Annotated in this window: 16 protein-coding genes and 1 pseudogene; 7 read left to right on the top strand and 10 right to left on the bottom strand. The window is 71.3% G+C overall.

All coding sequences use genetic code 11. The features are described 5' to 3' along the window. Nucleotides 1-2 precede the first annotated feature (2 nt). Nucleotides 3-1,844, bottom strand: coding sequence for a phage tail sheath family protein (locus tag OG953_RS04060; protein WP_405682542.1), 1,842 nt, complete (start codon nucleotides 1,842-1,844; stop codon nucleotides 3-5). A gap of 610 nt (nucleotides 1,845-2,454) precedes the next feature. Between OG953_RS04060 and OG953_RS04055 the strand changes: the two genes are divergently transcribed. The 6 genes and pseudogenes from OG953_RS04055 to OG953_RS04030 all read left to right on the top strand — a co-directional run bounded on the left by OG953_RS04055 (nucleotide 2,455) and on the right by OG953_RS04030 (nucleotide 8,025). Beyond that, nucleotides 2,455-3,681, top strand: a complete 1,227-nt coding sequence (locus OG953_RS04055) for an acyl-CoA dehydrogenase family protein (protein WP_405682540.1) — start codon at nucleotides 2,455-2,457, stop codon at nucleotides 3,679-3,681. A 5-nt stretch (nucleotides 3,682-3,686) separates the two neighbouring features. Further along, on the top strand, nucleotides 3,687-4,919 hold the full coding sequence (locus tag OG953_RS04050) for a CaiB/BaiF CoA transferase family protein (RefSeq protein WP_405682539.1): 1,233 nt from the start codon (nucleotides 3,687-3,689) through the stop codon (nucleotides 4,917-4,919). Beyond that, nucleotides 4,916-5,698, top strand: a complete 783-nt coding sequence (locus OG953_RS04045; RefSeq protein WP_405682538.1) for a crotonase/enoyl-CoA hydratase family protein — start codon at nucleotides 4,916-4,918, stop codon at nucleotides 5,696-5,698. Before OG953_RS04050 ends, OG953_RS04045 begins: the two co-directional genes overlap by 4 nt. Nucleotides 5,699-5,766: 68 nt before the next feature. Further along, entirely contained in the window at nucleotides 5,767-6,756 is a 990-nt protein-coding gene (locus OG953_RS04040; RefSeq protein WP_405682537.1) for a 3-hydroxyacyl-CoA dehydrogenase NAD-binding domain-containing protein, read from the top strand. Between the two features lie 885 nt (nucleotides 6,757-7,641). After that, a pseudogene (locus tag OG953_RS04035) lies at nucleotides 7,642-7,755 on the top strand (IS5/IS1182 family transposase); the annotation flags it as partial. 9 nt (nucleotides 7,756-7,764) lie between these two features. After that, nucleotides 7,765-8,025 carry a hypothetical protein gene (locus OG953_RS04030; protein ID WP_405682536.1) on the top strand — a complete coding sequence of 87 codons (261 nt, stop codon included), beginning with the start codon at nucleotides 7,765-7,767 and terminating at the stop codon, nucleotides 8,023-8,025. 53 nt (nucleotides 8,026-8,078) lie between these two features. On the opposite strand, the gene OG953_RS04025 is transcribed toward OG953_RS04030, so the two are convergent. The 9 genes from OG953_RS04025 to OG953_RS03985 all read right to left on the bottom strand — a co-directional run bounded on the left by OG953_RS04025 (nucleotide 8,079) and on the right by OG953_RS03985 (nucleotide 15,961). Next, nucleotides 8,079-8,702, bottom strand: coding sequence for an NADase-type glycan-binding domain-containing protein (locus tag OG953_RS04025; RefSeq protein WP_405682534.1), 624 nt, complete (start codon nucleotides 8,700-8,702; stop codon nucleotides 8,079-8,081). Between the two features lie 511 nt (nucleotides 8,703-9,213). Next, a complete protein-coding gene (locus OG953_RS04020) occupies nucleotides 9,214-9,777 on the bottom strand; it encodes a phage tail protein I (protein ID WP_405682533.1) in 564 nt (187 codons plus the stop codon). Then, nucleotides 9,774-11,735 carry a putative baseplate assembly protein gene (locus OG953_RS04015; protein ID WP_405682532.1) on the bottom strand — a complete coding sequence of 654 codons (1,962 nt, stop codon included), beginning with the start codon at nucleotides 11,733-11,735 and terminating at the stop codon, nucleotides 9,774-9,776. The genes OG953_RS04020 and OG953_RS04015 overlap by 4 nt, the downstream gene beginning before the upstream one ends. Next, nucleotides 11,735-12,160, bottom strand: coding sequence for a GPW/gp25 family protein (locus tag OG953_RS04010; RefSeq protein ID WP_405682531.1), 426 nt, complete (start codon nucleotides 12,158-12,160; stop codon nucleotides 11,735-11,737). Before OG953_RS04010 ends, OG953_RS04015 begins: the two co-directional genes overlap by 1 nt. Then, nucleotides 12,157-12,474, bottom strand: coding sequence for a PAAR domain-containing protein (locus tag OG953_RS04005; RefSeq protein WP_405682530.1), 318 nt, complete (start codon nucleotides 12,472-12,474; stop codon nucleotides 12,157-12,159). Before OG953_RS04005 ends, OG953_RS04010 begins: the two co-directional genes overlap by 4 nt. Before the next feature lie 60 nt (nucleotides 12,475-12,534). Then, on the bottom strand, nucleotides 12,535-14,301 hold the full coding sequence (locus OG953_RS04000; RefSeq protein WP_405682528.1) for a VgrG-related protein: 1,767 nt from the start codon (nucleotides 14,299-14,301) through the stop codon (nucleotides 12,535-12,537). Beyond that, nucleotides 14,298-15,020: a LysM peptidoglycan-binding domain-containing protein gene (locus OG953_RS03995; RefSeq protein WP_405682527.1), complete on the bottom strand. Its 723-nt coding sequence runs from the start codon at nucleotides 15,018-15,020 to the stop codon at nucleotides 14,298-14,300. The genes OG953_RS04000 and OG953_RS03995 overlap by 4 nt, the downstream gene beginning before the upstream one ends. A 60-nt stretch (nucleotides 15,021-15,080) precedes the next feature. Beyond that, nucleotides 15,081-15,506 carry a phage tail protein gene (locus OG953_RS03990; protein WP_405682526.1) on the bottom strand — a complete coding sequence of 142 codons (426 nt, stop codon included), beginning with the start codon at nucleotides 15,504-15,506 and terminating at the stop codon, nucleotides 15,081-15,083. A 62-nt stretch (nucleotides 15,507-15,568) separates the two neighbouring features. After that, nucleotides 15,569-15,961 carry a hypothetical protein gene (locus tag OG953_RS03985; protein ID WP_405682525.1) on the bottom strand — a complete coding sequence of 131 codons (393 nt, stop codon included), beginning with the start codon at nucleotides 15,959-15,961 and terminating at the stop codon, nucleotides 15,569-15,571. Between the two features lie 673 nt (nucleotides 15,962-16,634). Between OG953_RS03985 and OG953_RS03980 the strand changes: the two genes are divergently transcribed. Beyond that, complete coding sequence (locus OG953_RS03980) at nucleotides 16,635-17,132, top strand: hypothetical protein (protein ID WP_405682524.1); 498 nt, start codon at nucleotides 16,635-16,637, stop codon at nucleotides 17,130-17,132. Nucleotides 17,133-17,222 lie beyond the last annotated feature (90 nt).

The raw sequence follows: 17,222 nt of genomic DNA, 5'->3' as shown, positions 1-17,222 counted from the left end.
TCCTAGACCTGGATTTGTCCGGCGAGCTGCTGGATGTGGACGATCACGAACTCCGCAGGTTTGAGCGGGGCGAAGCCGACGTGGATGTTGACGATTCCGCGGTCGATGTCGTTCTGCGGGTTGGTGTCCTTGTCGCACTTGACCAGGTAGGCCTCCTGAGCAGTCTGGCCCTGGAACGCACCCGCGCGGAACAGCGAGTTCATGAAGGCGCCGATGTTCAGCCGGATCGACGCCCACAGCGGCTCGTCATTGGGCTCGAACACCACCCACTGCGTGCCCCGGAACAGGCTTTCCTCGACGAAGAGGGCCAGCCGGCGCACCGGGAGGTACTTCCATTCGTCGGCGAGCCGGTCGGCCCCGCGCAGGGTGCGTGCTCCCCAGGCGACCGGGCCGGTGGCGGGCAGCCGCCGCAGGCAGTTGATGCCGACCGGGTTCAGGCGTCCGATCTCCAGGTCGGTCAGAGGGACTTCGAGGTCACTGACCCCGCTCAGTGAGGCATCCGTACCGGCCGGGGCCTTCCACACCCCGCGCTGGACGTCGGTCCGGGCCAGGACGCCGGCCATGACCCCACACGGAGGAAAGGCCTGGAGGGCACCGCCGCGCAGGGGGTCGGGTGCGAGGACGCGGGGGTAGTACACCGCGGCGTTCTTGCCGGAGTCGCCCATCTCGAGATCCGCCGCGTTGTCCAGGACGGTGCCCACGACGTCGGCGTTGGAACCACCGCTCGCCCGCTGTCCGGTCCAGGAGAGCGGCGGGTCGACCACGAGGATGGCCCGCCGTTCGAGGCACAGTGGAAGCGCCTCGTTCTGCAGGGTCTTCGCAGCGCCCGCGCTCTGCTCGTCGAGCCAGTGGGCGTCGGGCAGGCACAGCATGTTGAAGATGTCCGTCTTCAACAACTGGTACAGGCCCGTCTTCTCGGCCCTCTTGCCCAGGTACGTGTCCACGTCCTGGGGGCGTTCGTCCTCGTCGCCCGCGCGGGCGACGTCGTCGGCCGGGGCGTAGCAGAACGGCTGCTGACCCTGTGTCCCGTCCTCGGCCTTGGCCGTGAACGGATCGGAACCGTCTTTCGGGTTCGTGTTGGCCGGTGGCAGTGCCTTGATGGGCGCGTCGGGGTCGATACGGACGAGTCGCGAGGAGTCCAGGAGGTGTGCGAGGTTGCGCGGGCTGTCCGGCTTGATGCTGACGTTGAGGTATCTCTCCTCGGCGCCGGTCTCCATGTAGCGGACCGTCAGATTGAACAGTTCGCGCTGTTGGACCTGCGTGCCCTTGGGCTCGGAGGTGTCGTAGTCGACGCGGGCGCGCAGGTGCTGCGCCCACCGTCCCGGGGAGGCGGCGAGGAGGCCTGGGACAGCGGTGGAGCCCCTGCCCGAACGGCCGGAAGCCGCTGTTCTGGCGTCGCCGCCCGTTGCGTTCCCGCCCCGTCCTTTGCTCTTGTCATCGGAGGCGGAGTCCTCCCCGGAGGTGTTGGAGGCGGAATCCTCCTCCTCGCTGCTCGGCGCTGCGGCGGGCGGCGGCGCCGATCGGGTGGGCTCTCTCGCAGGCGGGCTCGTCCCGAGGGGCAGGCGGACGGGGTCTCCGTCCTTCACCACCCTGACGATCTCGGCCTCGCTGCCGCCATTCAGGTAGAACTGGTAGACCGCATAGCTCAGCGGGCAGTTCGCTTGCAGGCCGCCGAAGACGGCCTCGTAGTCGGCCCAGCCCGTGAGGTGCACGGGCCGGTCGACCGGGCCGCGGGGCGCGTAACCGACGAAGGCGGCGACCGAGGTCGGCACGCCCGTGATCGTCCTGACGGAACTCTTGACCTCGTCGATGTAGACGCCCGGATAGGTGACGTTCACCGGCATGCCAGCCCCTTCTTTCCATACTGGATGCGCCTGTCCGGGCAGGTGCCGGGGGAGGGCGCGGGCGGACCGGGGGCCGCGGGCGCCAACCTGGAAGGACACTGCTCGTGATCCGTGATCACCGTATACATGCGTATCGGGACATAGCGCTCTGCGTGGCCGCCGGGATGCTGCGATCAGGTGATGAGATGTCCACTGATCAGCCGGACGGCGCAGAACAGGGGCCTGACCGGCGGGGCCGGCCTCCAGGGTGCCGGTCGGATGCGGGGGCCACTCCGGGCGGGGAGGGACGTATCCGTATGTCTGTGCGGCTGGGCTCTTCGCGGAGGACCTGCTGTAACGCGGGTACCGCCGTGACGGCGCTGTCCTCGCATACGTTTCCGCGCATCCCGGTGCGGGCACCTCGCAGTCTCGCCTCACCTCTCCCGCACCGGGCGGCGACGGGCCACTGGGGTGGTCCGGGGCGACAACGGCACCCCTGAACGGCGCGGGTCCGGGGGAACGGCCCGGGATCCGCGTTTGATCGCGCCAGAGAACCGAGACGCCGGGCGCGGAGAACGCTGACGGGCGGGGATCTTCGAGCCATGGCCCACAGCGGTTGAGGGAGATTGCAATGAGCGGTACTTCGGCCTTGCCGACACCGTCCGGTCCTTACCTGGACAGAGGGTTGCTGCCCGCCGACTTCTACGCCTATGAGGAACTGCTGTCGGACGGGGAGCGGGAGAAGATCGAGTCCGTCCGCGAGTTCCTCCGCACGCAGGTCGCCCCGATCGTCGACGACTACTGGGCCCGGGCCGAGTTCCCGTTCCAGTTGGTCGAGGGCTTCGGGAGGCTCGGTCTTGTGGACTGGGCCGACCCGGACTCCCCGGAATCCAGGCCGAGCAACCTTCTCGCGGGCTTCATGGCGCTGGAGCTCGGGCACGCCGACGCGTCCATGGCGACGTTCTTCGGCGTGCACTCGGGTTTGGCCATGGGCACCATCCTCAGCTGCGGCTCCGACGAACAGAAGCGGCGGTGGCTGCCGGCGATGAGCCGCTTCGAGAAGATCGGCGCCTTCGCGTTGACCGAGCCGCACGGCGGCTCCGACGTGGCCGGGGGCCTGCTGACGACCGCGCGCCGCGACGGCGACGGATGGGTCCTCGACGGAGCGAAGCGGTGGATCGGAAACGCGACGTTCGCCGACCTGGTCGTCGTCTGGGCCCGCGATGTCGAGACCCGAAACGTGCTCGGCTTCGTCGTGGAGAAGGACACCCCCGGGTTCACCGCGACGAAGATCGAGAACAAGATGGCGCTGCGGATCGTGCAGAACGCCGACATCGTGCTCGACGGCTGCCGCGTTCCGGAGGCCAACCGGCTGCAGAACGCGAACTCGTTCAAGGACACCGCCGAGATCCTGCGCCGGACGCGCAGCGGGGTGGCGTGGCAGGCGGTGGGAGTGATGTTCGGCGCCTACGAGATCGCCCTGCAGTACGCGAAGGAACGTGAGCAGTTCGGGCGCCCGATCGGGGGCTTCCAGCTCGTACAGGACCTGCTGGTGAAGATGCTCGGCAACGCCACGGCCTCCTGCGGGATGGTGACGCGTCTGGCCCAGTTGCAGGACGCCGGGGTCTACCGCGACGAGCAGTCCGCCCTGGCGAAGGCCTACTGCACCGTGCGGATGCGCGAGAACGTGGGGTGGGCGCGGGAACTGCTGGCCGGCAACGGCATCGTCCTCGACTACAAGGTCGGACGCTTCGTCGCCGACGCGGAGGCCCTGTACTCGTACGAGGGCACGCGGGAGATCCAGACCCTGATCGTCGGACGTGCCGTGACCGGCGGCCTGAGCGCCTTCGTGAGGTGACGGCGATGACCACTGAATCCGTCTTCACCGGCCTGAGGGTGCTCGACGCGTCGAGCTTCATCGCGGGACCGGCCGCGGCCACCGTGCTCTCCGACTTCGGAGCGGACGTCATCAAGATCGAGCCGCCGGGGATGGGCGACCCTCAGCGGCGGCTGAGCTCCGTGCCGCCCAGTCCCCGGGCACAGGCCAACTACAGCTGGCACCTTGCCAACCGCAACAAGCGCGGCATGGTGATCGACCTGAAGTCGCCGGCGGCCACCGAGGTCCTCAGGCGACTCGTCGAGTGGGCCGACGTGGTGATCACCAACTTCCCGCACGGCACGCGCGAGAAGCTGCACCTCGGCTACGACGAGGTCGCGGGCTGGAACCCGCGGGTCGTCTACGCCGACATCACGGGATTCGGGGATGCCGGCCCCGACGCCGGGCAGCCGGGCTTCGACCTGACCGCCTACTGGTCGCGCAGCGGGCTGCTGGCCTCCACCCGGGACGCGGGAGCCCCGCCGACGGTGCCGGTCTGGGGCAGCGGCGACTACATGTCGGCGATCGGGATCTATGCGGCGATCGTGACCGCCCTGTATCGCCGTGAGCGGACGGGGCAAGGGGCCAGTGTCGGGACGTCGCTGCTCGCCGAGGGCGTCTGGGCCACGGGAACGCTCGTGGCCGGCGCGCTCGCCGGCGGCACGCCGTTCGAGCTGCACGACCGGAAGGCGCCGACGAACCCGCTGATCAACCCCTACCGCACCGCGGACGACAAATGGTTCATGCTGGTCGCCTCACCCCCGCACTGGCCGGGACTGACGCGGGCCGTCGGGCACCCCGAGCTGCTCGAAGATCCCCGTTTCGCGGACATCGAGGGCTTCGTCAAGAACTCCGCCGCGCTGACCGAGCTGCTCGACGCCGAGTTCCGCTCGCGGCCCTTCGACCACTGGAAGGACGCCCTGGACCGGGAACGCATCACCTACAGCCTCCTTCAGACACCGGAGGAGACCGCGCAGGACCCGCAGCTGCGCGCGAACGACATCGTCGTGCCGCTGGAAGGAGTCAGCGGGCTGGAGTACACCATCAGCAGCCCGGTCAACCTGCGAGGCGTCGCGAAGGTCCCGGCGAAGCGGGCACCGGACCTGGGCGAACACAACGACGAGATCCTTGCCGAGCTGGGGTTCGGCACCGCCGAGATCGCCGAGCTGCGCGCCCAGGGAGCGATCCCCGGTACGGCGGAAGGGGAGGCGTCGCGATGAGCACGGCGTCCGGAGCGGCCGACGTGGTGCTCCACGAGCGCCGCGCCGGCGTGCTGACGGTCACGATCAACCGCCCGGCGCAGAAGAACGCCGTCGATCACGAGGTCGCGGTACAGCTCGCGGCCGCCGTGGATCTGCTCGACGCGGACCCGGATCTCTCGGTCGGCGTGCTCACGGGTGCGGGCGGGGTGTTCAGCGCGGGCATGGACCTGAAGGCGTTCGCCAAGGGCGAGTTGCCCCTGCTGCCGGGCCGGGGGCTGGGCGGGCTCACCCGCGCGGTGGTGCGCAAGCCGTTGATCGCCGCGGTCGAGGGCTGGGCGCTGGGCGGCGGCTTCGAGCTGGTGCTCGCCTGCGACCTGATCGTCGCGGCAGAGGATGCCCGGTTCGGGTTTCCCGAGGTCATACGCGGTCTCGTGGCGGCAGAGGGCGGACTGGTCAGGCTGCCGCGCCGCCTTCCCTACCACGTCGCCGTGCGCGTACTGCTCACGGGCGAACCGCTGACCGCCTCCGAAGGCAAGGAGTACGGGCTCGTCAATGAGCTGACCCCACCCGGCGCCGCGCTGGACGGGGCCCGCGAGCTGGCGGGGCGCGTCGCGCGGAACGCCCCGCTGGCGCTGGCGGCCGTCAAGGAGGTCCTGCGCGAAACGCAGAGCCTGAACGAGAGCGACGCGTTCAGACGGCAGGACGAGCTCACGCAGGGGCTGGCCACAAGCGAGGACGCGCGGGAAGGTGCACGGGCGTTCGCGGAGAAGCGCGCCCCCGCCTGGCACAGCCGTTGATGCCGGCCACGTCAGCCCTTTCCCTCCCCCCGCAGCTCGTGTCCGACTTCCAGGAGCAGTGACCAGCCATGAACGTGCACAAACCCGTCCAGCGCGTGGCGATCGTCGGGACCGGCACCATCGGGGCGAGCTGGGCGACGCACTATCTCGTCCGAGGCTTCGATGTCACGGCCACCGACCCCGCCCCCTCCGCGGAGGCGGCCCTGCGGTCGTACGTGGAGGCGGCATGGGACGCGGCTGCCTCGATCGGGATCGCGCCCGACGCCTCGCCCGATCGCCTGAGCTTCACCGCGGACCTGCGTCAGGCCGTCGCGGACGCCGATTTCGTACAGGAGAACGCGCCGGAGCGCCCGGAACTCAAGGTCCGGCTGTTCGCCGACATCGACGATGCCACGCCGCCGGACGCGATCATCGCGTCGAGTTCGTCGGGCATCACGATGAGCTTCATCCAGGCCGAGTGCCGGCGTCCGGAGCGGACCGTTATCGGTCATCCCTTCAACCCGCCGCACATCGTCCCGCTGGTCGAGGTCGTCGGTGGAACCAAGACCGCCCCGGAGACGATCCGGGACGCCATCTCGTTCTACGCCGCGATCGGCAAGAAACCGATTCACCTCAAAAAGGAGCTTCCCGGGCACGTCGCGAACCGTATCCAGGCCGCGCTGTACCGCGAGGTCGTCCACCTGGTCCAGGAGGGCGTGCTCGACGTGGCGGACTCCGACGACGCCGTGTCCTGGGGACCGGGGCTCCGATGGGGCGTCATGGGTCCCCATCTGCTGTGGCATCTCGGCGGAGGAGAGGGCGGCATCCAGCACTTCATGGACACCCTCATGCCGCGGATGGTGGCGTCCTGGCAGGAACTGGGCGACCCCGAATTCACGCCCGAGCTCAAGGAGAAGATCGTGAGCGGCGTCCTGGAGGAGGCGGACGGCCACTCGGTGGATGAACTGGCTGCCCGGCGAGACGCGATGCTTTCGGCCCTGCTGGCCGTGCGCGCCCAGAACGACCCGTCCGGCCCGCCGAGCGCCGCAGCCGGTCGCCCGGCGAAGGAGGGACCGTGACGCGGCGCCAGGTAAGACTGCTCGTGCTCGAGGCCAGCAGTGGCGGTCGCCTGTTCTCCGTGAACCCCGACGGCTCCGACAAGAAGGTCGTCGTCACCGGGTGCAGGGTTCCCGACGGGATCGCCGTCGATGTCGTGGCCAGGCACATCTACTGGACGAACATGGGCCTTCCGCCGGAGAACGACGGCTCGATCGAACGCGTGGACCTGGACGGAGGCAACCGGACGACGATCGTCCCCAGCGGCGTCACGTACACGCCGAAGCAGCTCCACTTCGAGGCCGCCGGCCGGAAGCTGTACTGGGGTGATCGCGAGGGCATGCGCGTGATGCGCTGCGACCTTGACGGCTCGAACGTCGAGACCCTCGTGCAAACGGGACAGGGAGAGGACGATCGCCGCGACGAGACCAGGTGGTGCGTGGGAGTCGCCATCGACCCTGTCGGTGGACACCTCTACTGGACACAGAAGGGCCCGAGTGACGCGGGGCTCGGGAAGATCCTGCGGGCCGGAATCGACTTGCCCGCCGGGGAGAGATCGGCCGAACGCGGCGACATCGAGGTGCTGTTCGAGGGGCTGCCGGAGCCGATCGACCTGGAGCTCGACCTCGTGGAGCGCATGCTGTACTGGACGGATCGTGGGGACCCGCCGCGGGGCAACAGCGTGAACCGCGCGCCGATGGAGCCGCCGGACAGGCGGCGGAAGCCCGAGATCCTGTTGACCCACCTCATGGAAGGCATCGGCCTGGCCCTCGATCCGGACGACGGCCGCATGTACGTGACCGACCTGGCCGGGAACGTCTACGCGGCCGATCTCGACGGATCGAACCGGAGGGAGATCCTCGTCCTGCAGGGCAACCTCACCGGCATCGCCCGTGCCGTGCTGACGCCAAGCCCTGATTCCCTTGGTGAAGGGCATACCACCGATCCGCTCCCGCCGAGGCCGACGGAGACGCAGGCAGGGAAAGCTCCACGCCGACAAGGGGTATGACCACCACTCGATGGTGGTCCCGATGAGACTTGCGGCGACGATGCGCTTGAGCGAGCGGGTGGTCGGCGGGGCGGATGCCGAGGCACAATTCCTTCGCCGGCTGCGGGTCAGCCCCGACGGGCTCAACCTCAGTCTCGTCAACAGCACCGGCTCCGGCGGCGACCCGCTCTTGTTCTTCAAGATGTACGGCGCCGATTCCGGATCGGGCGAGACCTGGCACAGTACGCAGGTCGCGACCAACGGATTCATCGGCGCGATCCTGTCCATCATCCGGGAAGGCTGAGCGGACCGGAGCGGCGCCGCCCGGTCCGCTCCCGTCCCGGGCGGCGCCCGGCCTCAGGTGCGCTTGAAGAACTCGACCTCCCCGACCGCGATGGGCCGTCCCTCGCCCTGGCCGGACGCGGCCCGCAGCACGAGCCGGACGGAGACGACATCGCTGATGCCGGTCTGCACCGTCTGCGGGCCCGGCTTGTCGGTGAATGTCACCGCCTTCTCGCGGACCTCGCCGTCCGCCGTGGTGACGATCAGATCGGCCCGGGTGGGCCTGGCCCCCTGCCGGAACTCCTGGGGCTCCTTCGACACACCGGTGTGCACCACGACACCGACCAGCCGGAACGGCTTGTCGAAGACGCACGTCAGTGAGGAGCCGAGCTCGGGCGCCCCCCAGTACTTGTTGGTCAGTCCGTCGACGGCCGCGGTCGCCGGATGGCCGGGAGCCTGGGCGCTCGCGGTGACCTCGGCCGGGCTGATCTCCGCCGTTCCGCCGAGCTTGTCCCGCACGTCCTCGAAGAGATAGCGCCCGGCCGGCAGGAACAGGAAGCCCGCGAACAGCAGCCCGACGACCACCAGCACCATCAGGGTCCGCCGCAGCGCCCGGCCCGATCCGCCCCGCACCCGGCGGCGGAACGGCCACACCGTGCGCCACCACGGCAGCGGCGCCGGCTGCTTTTGGGCGTGCAATGGTGCGGCGCAGCGCCGGCAGAACCGGCGTCCCGGCAGGTTCGGGGTGCCGCACGCCGGGCACGGTGGCCCGTCCGGCTCATCGTCCTCCGCCACGGGCCTTACAACGGGCCGCCGGTCGATCGGCTTGGCCGGCTGCACTGCGACCACGGGCGCGTCCGGTGCTGGTGGTTTTGGCCGTACGGGGGCGGGCTGCGCCGGTCGCGGGGGCGGCTCCGGGGCCGGTAAGGGCTCCGCTGGGGGCGGCCCGGCAGGTTCCGGTGTGCGGGACCGCGTCGGTTCCACCGGTGGCTCGGGGCGCGGGGAGGGCGGGGCCTCGGGCGGGGGACCCGCGGTCTCCGGCGCGGTACCGGCTGCGGGGCCTGCCGGTTCTGCGGGGCCGAAAGGTTCCGTGGCGACGGGGGGATTCCGCGACGCCCGGGAGGACCAGCCCAGATAGGAACCGCAGTTCCCGCAGAAGTCGTCGTCCTCGCCGTTGCCTGTACCGCACGCCGGACACGAGCGCATCGCGTCAGCCTCCTGTCTCGTCTGGCGGGCCCGGCAGGATCTCCACCCGGCATGTGAGGTGTACGGGGCACGAGGCGGCGACGACGTCCAGGACGCGGCTCGCGTTCACCGGCCCCCCGCGCACCGCCCAGACCCGCACCAGCAGTTCTCCGGTCGGAGCCGGAGGCAGCTCCGCGCCCGGCTCGGACGACCACGTGGCGCCGCCGCCGTCCTGGATGTCGGCATGCACGCCGAAGCAGAGCCGGAGATGTTCGATCAGGCCGCGGCGAGTGCCGCGCCACCGGTGCAGCTCGACGGCGCGGGCGATCACGGCCCGCCGCAGCCCTTCGGGCCACGCCGGATCGACTTCGGCCGCCACCCAGGACGACAGCCAGGGCAGGAAGTCGGCCGGAGCCAGCGACGGATCGAAGTAGGCGGGAAGGTTGTCCAGGGTGGACAGGACGGGCGCCAGGACGGTGTCGAGGCCCGCCGTGAACCGCTGGGCCAGGTCGTCGTCCGCGTACAGCGCGGGCAGCAGCCCGCCGATCGGATAGCGGCTGGCGAGCCCGGGTACCGCAGCTCTGGTCATGAGCCGTCACCGGCCACGCTCGCGGTGACCTCGACCTGGTGCTGGTGCGAGAAGACCAGGGCGCCCGGGGCGACGTCGATCCGCTCCACCGCCGCCCCGCGCCGGCCGGTGATCGGGTCCGCGGGGAACATCCGCACATCCTCCACCAGGCCCACCCCCGGCACGCCCTGGAGCACGGCGAAGATCTCGCCGTACTGCACCGGCCTGCCGAACGGCCACCCGGTCCCCTCCGCTCCGCCCCGCAGCGGGTCGATGTGGCGGAACAGCGCCGCGACCGCCTCCGCGCGGACCCGGTCCACGTCGCCACCGGCCGTCACCAGCCTGGCGACCACGGTGACGCCCTGGTACGCGGGCGGTTCCACCACCAGTCGGGTGCCGACCAGGCGCCGTTCGTCGAGTCGCGCCGTGACCGTCGAGAGCACGGAGTCCGACGGGATCAGCTGCTCGAACCGCAGTTGGCCCCCCTCGTCGGCGACCGCGTCGGGCACCACCAGGACCCGTACCGCACCGCCCTCGCCCGCGACGGCCGGCAGGCACCGGACCCTGCGCAGGGAAGGGGCCGCCTCGCGGGCGACGGCCTCGTAGTCCCCGGCCGTGACCGCCCGCTCCTGCACCCGAAGGATGTTGGGCGCCCGGACCTTCGCGTTCTCCACGGTCTCGCCGTCGACCCCGCCCCGGGCCGCCTCGCGGTTGTCCACGCCCGCCACGTACGGCACCGAGCTGCGCAGCACGCAGATGGCACCCCGCGCGACGTTCCCGGCCGCCCCGCCGCCCGCACGGTAGCGGGGAATCCGCAGCTGTGCGCCCTTCTCGGGCACGGCTCCGTAGGCGCGCATCGTCCCGTCCGCCTCGCGTACCTCCGGCGGGAAGGCGAACTCGCCGGAGACTGCGTCGATCCGCACATGCCGGTCGTGCGGGGCGGAGGCGCCGAAGTGCTCCACCGCGGTCCAGACCTGCCAGCCCTCCGCGGAGGACACCTGGACGACCGGCGGCTCCCCGTCCAACAGCAGCGGCGCCCTGTTCACGGAGAACCGCTGCCCGGCGACGCCCTCGGAGATGCCGAGCGGGACATCGAGGACGGTCTCCGCGTGTTCGACGCCCGTCGTGCCGCCGACGGTGAACACCTCGGCCTCCCGGATCGTCGGCGACTCGGAGTAGAACGGCTGGCCGGGTTCCGGCGCGGTGACCCGGCAGCGCAGCCATCCCGCCCGGGTCCCTGCGGTCACCGACGCGGTGTGTCCGGCGGGGACGAACACGATCACCTCGCCGGGCCTGTTCAGCCCGCCGGTGCTGTCGGTGCCGGTCTGGCACCTGACCCAGCGGGCACCGTCCCACGCCTCCCACACCAACGGCGGCTGCCGCGGGTCGACGCCCACGCCCTCCACGCGGCTGTCCAGGCGTACGGCGACGATGCACCGGGGGACGGCTGTGGGCAGCCCGAACAGCAGGGCGTCGCCGGGCTCCGGCCGGGGCTGGAAACACGGGATGTCCTTGCCCGCGCCGAGCGGTGCGGTGCGGTCGGTCTGTTCGCCCGACACCGGCGCGGTGACCAGCCGGACCAGCGAACTCGGCACGATCGGCAGGTCGTCGGAGGTCGAGAAGACCACCGCTTCCTCGGCCTCGCCGCGTGAGGTGGCGACCTCCGTACCCGCCGGGAGCCGCACGGTCTCCGGCTGCGGCGCGGACAGCCAGAAGTCGACCTCCGCCCGCGCCACCGACGGCGGGAACAACGTGACGCCCAGCAGGTCGAGGAAGGCCGAGTAGTTCTTGTCCGGTACCCGGTTCAGCCGGTACAGCAGCTGGTCGACCATGTACGCGAACGTCTCGATGAGCGTGACCCCGGGGTCCGACACGTTGTGGTCGGTCCACTCGGGGGAGCGCTGCTGGACGTACCGCTTGGCCTCGTCGACGAGCTGCTGGAAGCGCCGGTCGTCCAGGTTGGGTGAGGGCAGGGCCATCAGTGCACTCCCGAATCTTCGGATCCCTCGGAGGACGGGATGGTGTAGAAGGGGAAGACGAGGTTGCGCAGGTCGTTCGTGGCCCGCACGGTGTAGTGCACGTCGATGTACAAGGTGCCCTCCTCGATGGCGTCGAACGCGATCACCACGTCGGTCACTTCGATGCGCGGCTCCCACCGCTCCAGCGACGTACGGACCTCGTGCGCGATGCGCCCGGCGGTGGCGCCGTCACCGGGGGCGAAGACGTAGTCGTGGATGCCGCAGCCGAACTCCGGGCGCATCGGCCGCTCGCCCGGCGCCGTGCCGAGCACCAGCCCGATCGCCTCCTCGATCTCCCGGTCCCGCTCGACCATGCCGATGCCGCCCGTGGCGCCGACCCGCAGCGGGAAGCCCCAGCCGCGTCCGATGAACCCGCCGCCGCTCACATCGGGCCCCCGATCAGTACGTTCGGCGCACCGCTGATGATGGGTGCGCCGCAGGTGGTGGTGTCCCGCATCCGGGCGGCGGGCAGCCCGCCGATCAGGACCTGGCCGGTGACCGCGGCAGCCGGGTTGGGCATGATCACATTCCCCGGCCCGAGCGCGGCGTGCGGGGGGACGACGCACACGTGCAGGCTCCCGGCGACGGCCGCGGGCCGACCGCCGATCAGCACGGTGGCGACGGCCACCGCACCCGGGGGCGGGGTGCCGATGAGGCCGCCGTGGGCGGTGGTGTCGCCCGTGCGGGCTGCGGGGGGCATGGTCGCTGTTCTCCTTGCTGTGAATGGGGACTTCTGCTGCTGTCGGACGGCATGGGGGCGTCAGTTGATGCGGATGAGCTTGGCCTTGAGGACGGCGAGGAGGCCGCCGTCCACGGTGACCCCCGTCTTGCCGTTGACGGTCACCGAGCGTCCCTTCACGTTCACGTCACCCGTACCGGCGTCGAGCGTGATACCGGATGCGGAGACGGTGACGGAGCTCAGCGCCCGGGTGCCGCCGGGGGCGAACACCGTCAGCGCGATCTCGCCCCGCCGCTCGTCCAGCGTGACTTCGAGCCGCTTGTTGCCGGTGGCCAGCCGGACACCGGACGGTCCGCGTGGGGTATCCAGCAGTTCGAGCCGGTTCCCGGAACGGGAGACCAGCGAACGGCGGTTGACCTTGCCGCTGGTCGGGTCGACCAGCGGAACGTCGTGGGGCGACGGCTTGTCGACCCCGTTGTAGAGGCCGCCCAGCACATAGGGGCTGTCCAGCAGCCCCTGCTCGAACCCGACCAGCACCTCGTCGTTGACCTCGGGACTGAACACCCCGCCGCCGCCCTGGCCGCCCCACTGCACCGTACGGACCCAGTCGGTCACATAGGTGTCGTCGAGCCAGGGGAACTTCAGCCGGACCCAGCCCCGTTGGGCCTTGCCTTCACGGATGTCGGTGACCACGCCGATCGCGAGCCCCGGGATGCGCGGGCCGCGCGAGGGCGCGTTCGAGCCACTGGTCAGTCCCGCCAGCGAGCGGTCGGGCGCCGCGCTCACCACCACGGTCGTGCGGTAGCCGCCGTTCGGTTCGAGGACGTGGTGCGCGGCGGTCGCTGTGTAGCGCCCGGCGAACGCGGGCCCGACGTTGCCCAGGGCTACCGGCTCGCCCGCCCGCAGCCGGGGATTGCCCTCGGCGACCGCCTCGATCTCGCCGAACCCGGAACTTACCGAAGCGGCCACCGAACCGGCCACGGCCGTGGTCTCGGCCTGGGTCCGGTACGGGGTGTCGGTCACCGTCATCCGGGCGTTCGGGCCGAACGCCCCGGCCGCCGCCGACGGGCTCATTCCGGGGGACACCGTGTTGCTGCGGATGGACTGCTCGCGGGCCACCAGCCGTGTCTTGGTGTCGACGTTCCAGCCGCGCACCTCCACGCTGTCCGCCCCGTCGGCAGCGGTCAGTACGGCCCGCAGGGCCAGCAGGTTGCGCCCGTACTCCAGGACCATCGGGTGGCGGGTGGCGGGGGTGGCGGGCGAGGGTGCCGACGCGGCGGGCTTCGGCTTCACGAACTGCAACAGGCCCTTGTCGTCCACCCGCACATGCGCACCGCTCTCGCCCGCGAGGTACTGGAGGAACTCCCAGTCCGAGACATTGGGCTGGGTCAGCTGCTTGTACGTGATGGGCGCGGCCTCGATCCGTCCGCAGGCCAGCCCGGCACCCGCGGCGACCTTGCGGACGATGTCCGCGGTCTTCATGTTGCGGTAGGCCACCACCTTCCGTCCGCGCTGGAGCCGGTGGGCCTTGGAGAAGGCGCGGACCACCGTGAACGAACCGGTGGTGTCGCTGTCCAGCTCGACCGCCGTGACCTCACCGGTGAACAGCCGCTCGCGCACCCGCTCCTGCACGGTGACCACGGATATCTTCAGCGGAGTGCCGATGGTGAGCCCGGTGGCGGTGAGCAGCTTGTGATCGGGGTCCCGGTACGTCAGCACGGCGGTGTCCGGCAGGCCGACGTTCTCGTCCACCACGCAGCTCACCAGCTGGGCCGCCCAGGCCGGTGGCAGCTCACCGGGGGCCTCGACGATCGGATCCGCGGCGAAGGAGCGGCCCGGGGCGGTCATCGGCCGCCCTCCAGGGCGTGATCTTCCAGTCCGGGCACGACCAGCTCCCTGCCGGGAATCAACTGCATCGGGTCGTCCACGTCGTTGGCTTCCGCGATGGTGCGCCACGCGGTGGCATCGCCGTACTCCCGCCAGGCCAGCAGCGGCAGGCTGTCACCGGCGACGACCCGGTGGGTACGACGTGCCTCCCGTGAGCCGGACGTGGGGTTCTGGCCGGCCGGATCCACGCTCGCCTCCTCGATCGACAGGGAGCAGGTGGCGCGCAGCGGTTTCCCGTCGACGTCGAACAGCGTGTACGAGACGGAGAGGTTGGAGAGTACGCCGTCGAACGAGGTCGTCTTCGACGTGCCCCAGTCGAAGCGGACCCACGGGCTGGCGGGTGTCTTGCGGGCCAGGCTGCTCGGGGTGGGCACGCACGCCAGCATCAACTGTTCCACCGCCTTCTCCACCGAGTTGTCATGGGTGGCGGTGGAGTCCAGGAAGACCTCCAGGGACAACGCCCGGGGCCCGCTGCCCACGAATTCGGGCAGCGCGGACTGCCCGGCCATCCGGGACGGTGTACGCCGCCACTCGGTGCTCTTGCTCAGCGACAGCTTCGCGGGGTTGAACTGCAACGTGAGCCGGGCGAGGTTCCCGCCCGGTTTGGCGCCGACGGTCGCCGGCGGTTCCATGATGGTCAGCTGGGCGCGAGCACGGCTCGTACGGACAGCGGGTGACATTGCGCTCCTCCTTCCCGATCTTCTCTGATACCTGTACCTGCTAATAGATATGACGGCTCATCAGGAAGGCTCCAGGCCCTCGTGTGCGATCTCCAGCGTCTCGATCGCCGCCTGGGAGCTGGCGGGGTCGAAGGACGGCCCCTGCCAGCGGACCGGCACGATGCCGTGCACCTGCCAGCTGATGATGCGGCTGAGGTCCGGACGGAGCGCGACGATCTCGCCGTCCTTGGGCTCGACCCGCTGGATCGTCTCGTTCAGCCACCGTGCGATCTTGAGCGTGTCGGCGGTGACGGGGCGGGTCAGCGTGATGTTGGTCCAGGTGATCCGCCCCGGCAGCTGCCAGGTGAAACCGTTGTTGCCGCCCTCGGCGTACTGCTCCATCTCCACCTCGGCGCCCAGACCCGAGACGGTGTGGAAGGCCCCCAGGTCACTGCCTCCGATGACGAGCTTGAAGAACACGCTCGTCGCGAAGATGTTGTCCGTCATGTGCTTCTCTTCTTCTCTGCTGTTTCCGAGTGCCGTGCCGGGTTCGGCCGTTCGGGCCGCTGTCAGCGGCGGCCGTCGTACAACCGTCCGGTGCGCTCCCGCCCTCTGCGCATGTCCGCGCGGATCAGCCGGCTCACCGGATCGAGCAGACGACGGGCCAGTTCCTCGATGTCCGCCCCGGTGACCCGGTTCGCGGCCGGAGCGTCCGCGGTGGCCGAGTCGGTCGATCCGGCCGGACCGGTCCTTCCCGACGGCGCGGCGGGCTTCACCGGGGCCGCCCTCACCGGAACACCGGTGATTCCGGCGTCGGCCGCCGCGCGCTGAAGCACCTCGGCCGCGGCCCCGGAGACGCCGGCTCCGGCGGCCGGAGCGGGTGCGCGTTGCGGAACCCGTACCGAAAGGCTCGGTGGTCCGGGGAGGGGCGAACCGGCTCCGGCCGCCGGTCCGGTGGCCATGGGAGCGCCGGATTCGGGCACTACCGGCAACGCCATCCGCTGTACGGGCACGGCGGCTGCTCCCGGGCGGTCCGGTGCGGGCGGATGCGGACGCACGACCGGAACCGGCTGAGCGGCGGATGGCGCAGACGCCACGGAGGGGGCCACGGACGGGGTTGAGGGTGCGGGTCGTGGCGCTGGGGACGGCGGTCCGGGGCGGCGGGCGGAGTGTGACTCCGCGGGCTGCTGCTCCGGCGGGCGGGCCTCGGGACGGGACGGGGGCGTCGTCGCGCCGCCGCGTACCGAACGCTGCACGAGCCGCAGGAGGGAACCGCCGACCGTCGGTCCGCGCCCCGTCCGGTCGGCGCCTGCCCCGGCTCCGGCCCCCGGAACGCGAGCGGGGTCACCGGCGGGCGTCCGGCCCGAGGGCGTCCCGCTCCGCGCGGTGCCGGGCGACGGGCTCCCGGGCACGAGGCGCTGGACGGTGCCACCGGGCGCCGGTCCCTGGGGCGCCGGCCCGGGGCCGGTCGCACGGGGCCGGGTCGGCGAAGCAGCTTCGGCGGGGCGGGGGCGCGGGTGAGGAAGCGCCGGCCCGGGGCCGGCACCCGTCGGCGTCCGCTGCTCCCCGGTCCGCGTGCTCCCGGGCCCCGGCGTCGGCACATCGGACCCCGGCTGCTGGGCATCACGACGCCAGGTGGCTGCCACGACCGGCCGGGCTGTGCTGCCTGCCGTCGGCGCCGAAAAGCCCTCGCTGGAGCCGGTGCTCACCTTCAGGGCCCTGTCCGCGAGCAGGGACCGCGACCGCTGGACGGCGGGCGTCGGCTCCCCTGCGCGGGCGGCAGACCCGGATGCCCGTCCCTTCTCCCGCTCCGGGGTGATCCTCCGGACACGTACCGGCGTAGCTGGAGCGGAAGGGGAAGGGGAAGGGGTGGTGGTGGGCGTGCTCGCACGCGTGGCGTCCGACACGCGCTGGACAGCCACAGGTTCCGGTGCGGACGCACCGGGCCGAACAGGCACGGGGGACGAGCGCACCGGCATCTCGGAGGGTGCGTTCAAGGGCTTCGGCATCGGCTTGGCCGGTGCGGAGGGCGGGGGCGCCATGGGCTCGCCCGCCGACGTCGTGCCCTGCTGCGGGCCCGTGGTTCCCGCCGGTGTCCGACGGCGGTCACCGAGCAGCGGAGCGTCGTTCTGAAGCCTGGCTGTCGACGGAAGCGACGGGAGGGGGGTGCCGATCCCGCCGCGGGCACGAGCCTGTGAGCCGGACCTGTCGGGCTGTGGCGGC

The organism is Streptomyces sp. NBC_00057, assembly GCF_045041165.1.
Lineage (GTDB): Bacteria > Actinomycetota > Actinomycetes > Streptomycetales > Streptomycetaceae > Streptomyces.
The sequence above is the reverse complement of the archived record's forward strand: the minus strand, read 5'-3'. Positions and strand labels throughout refer to the sequence as shown.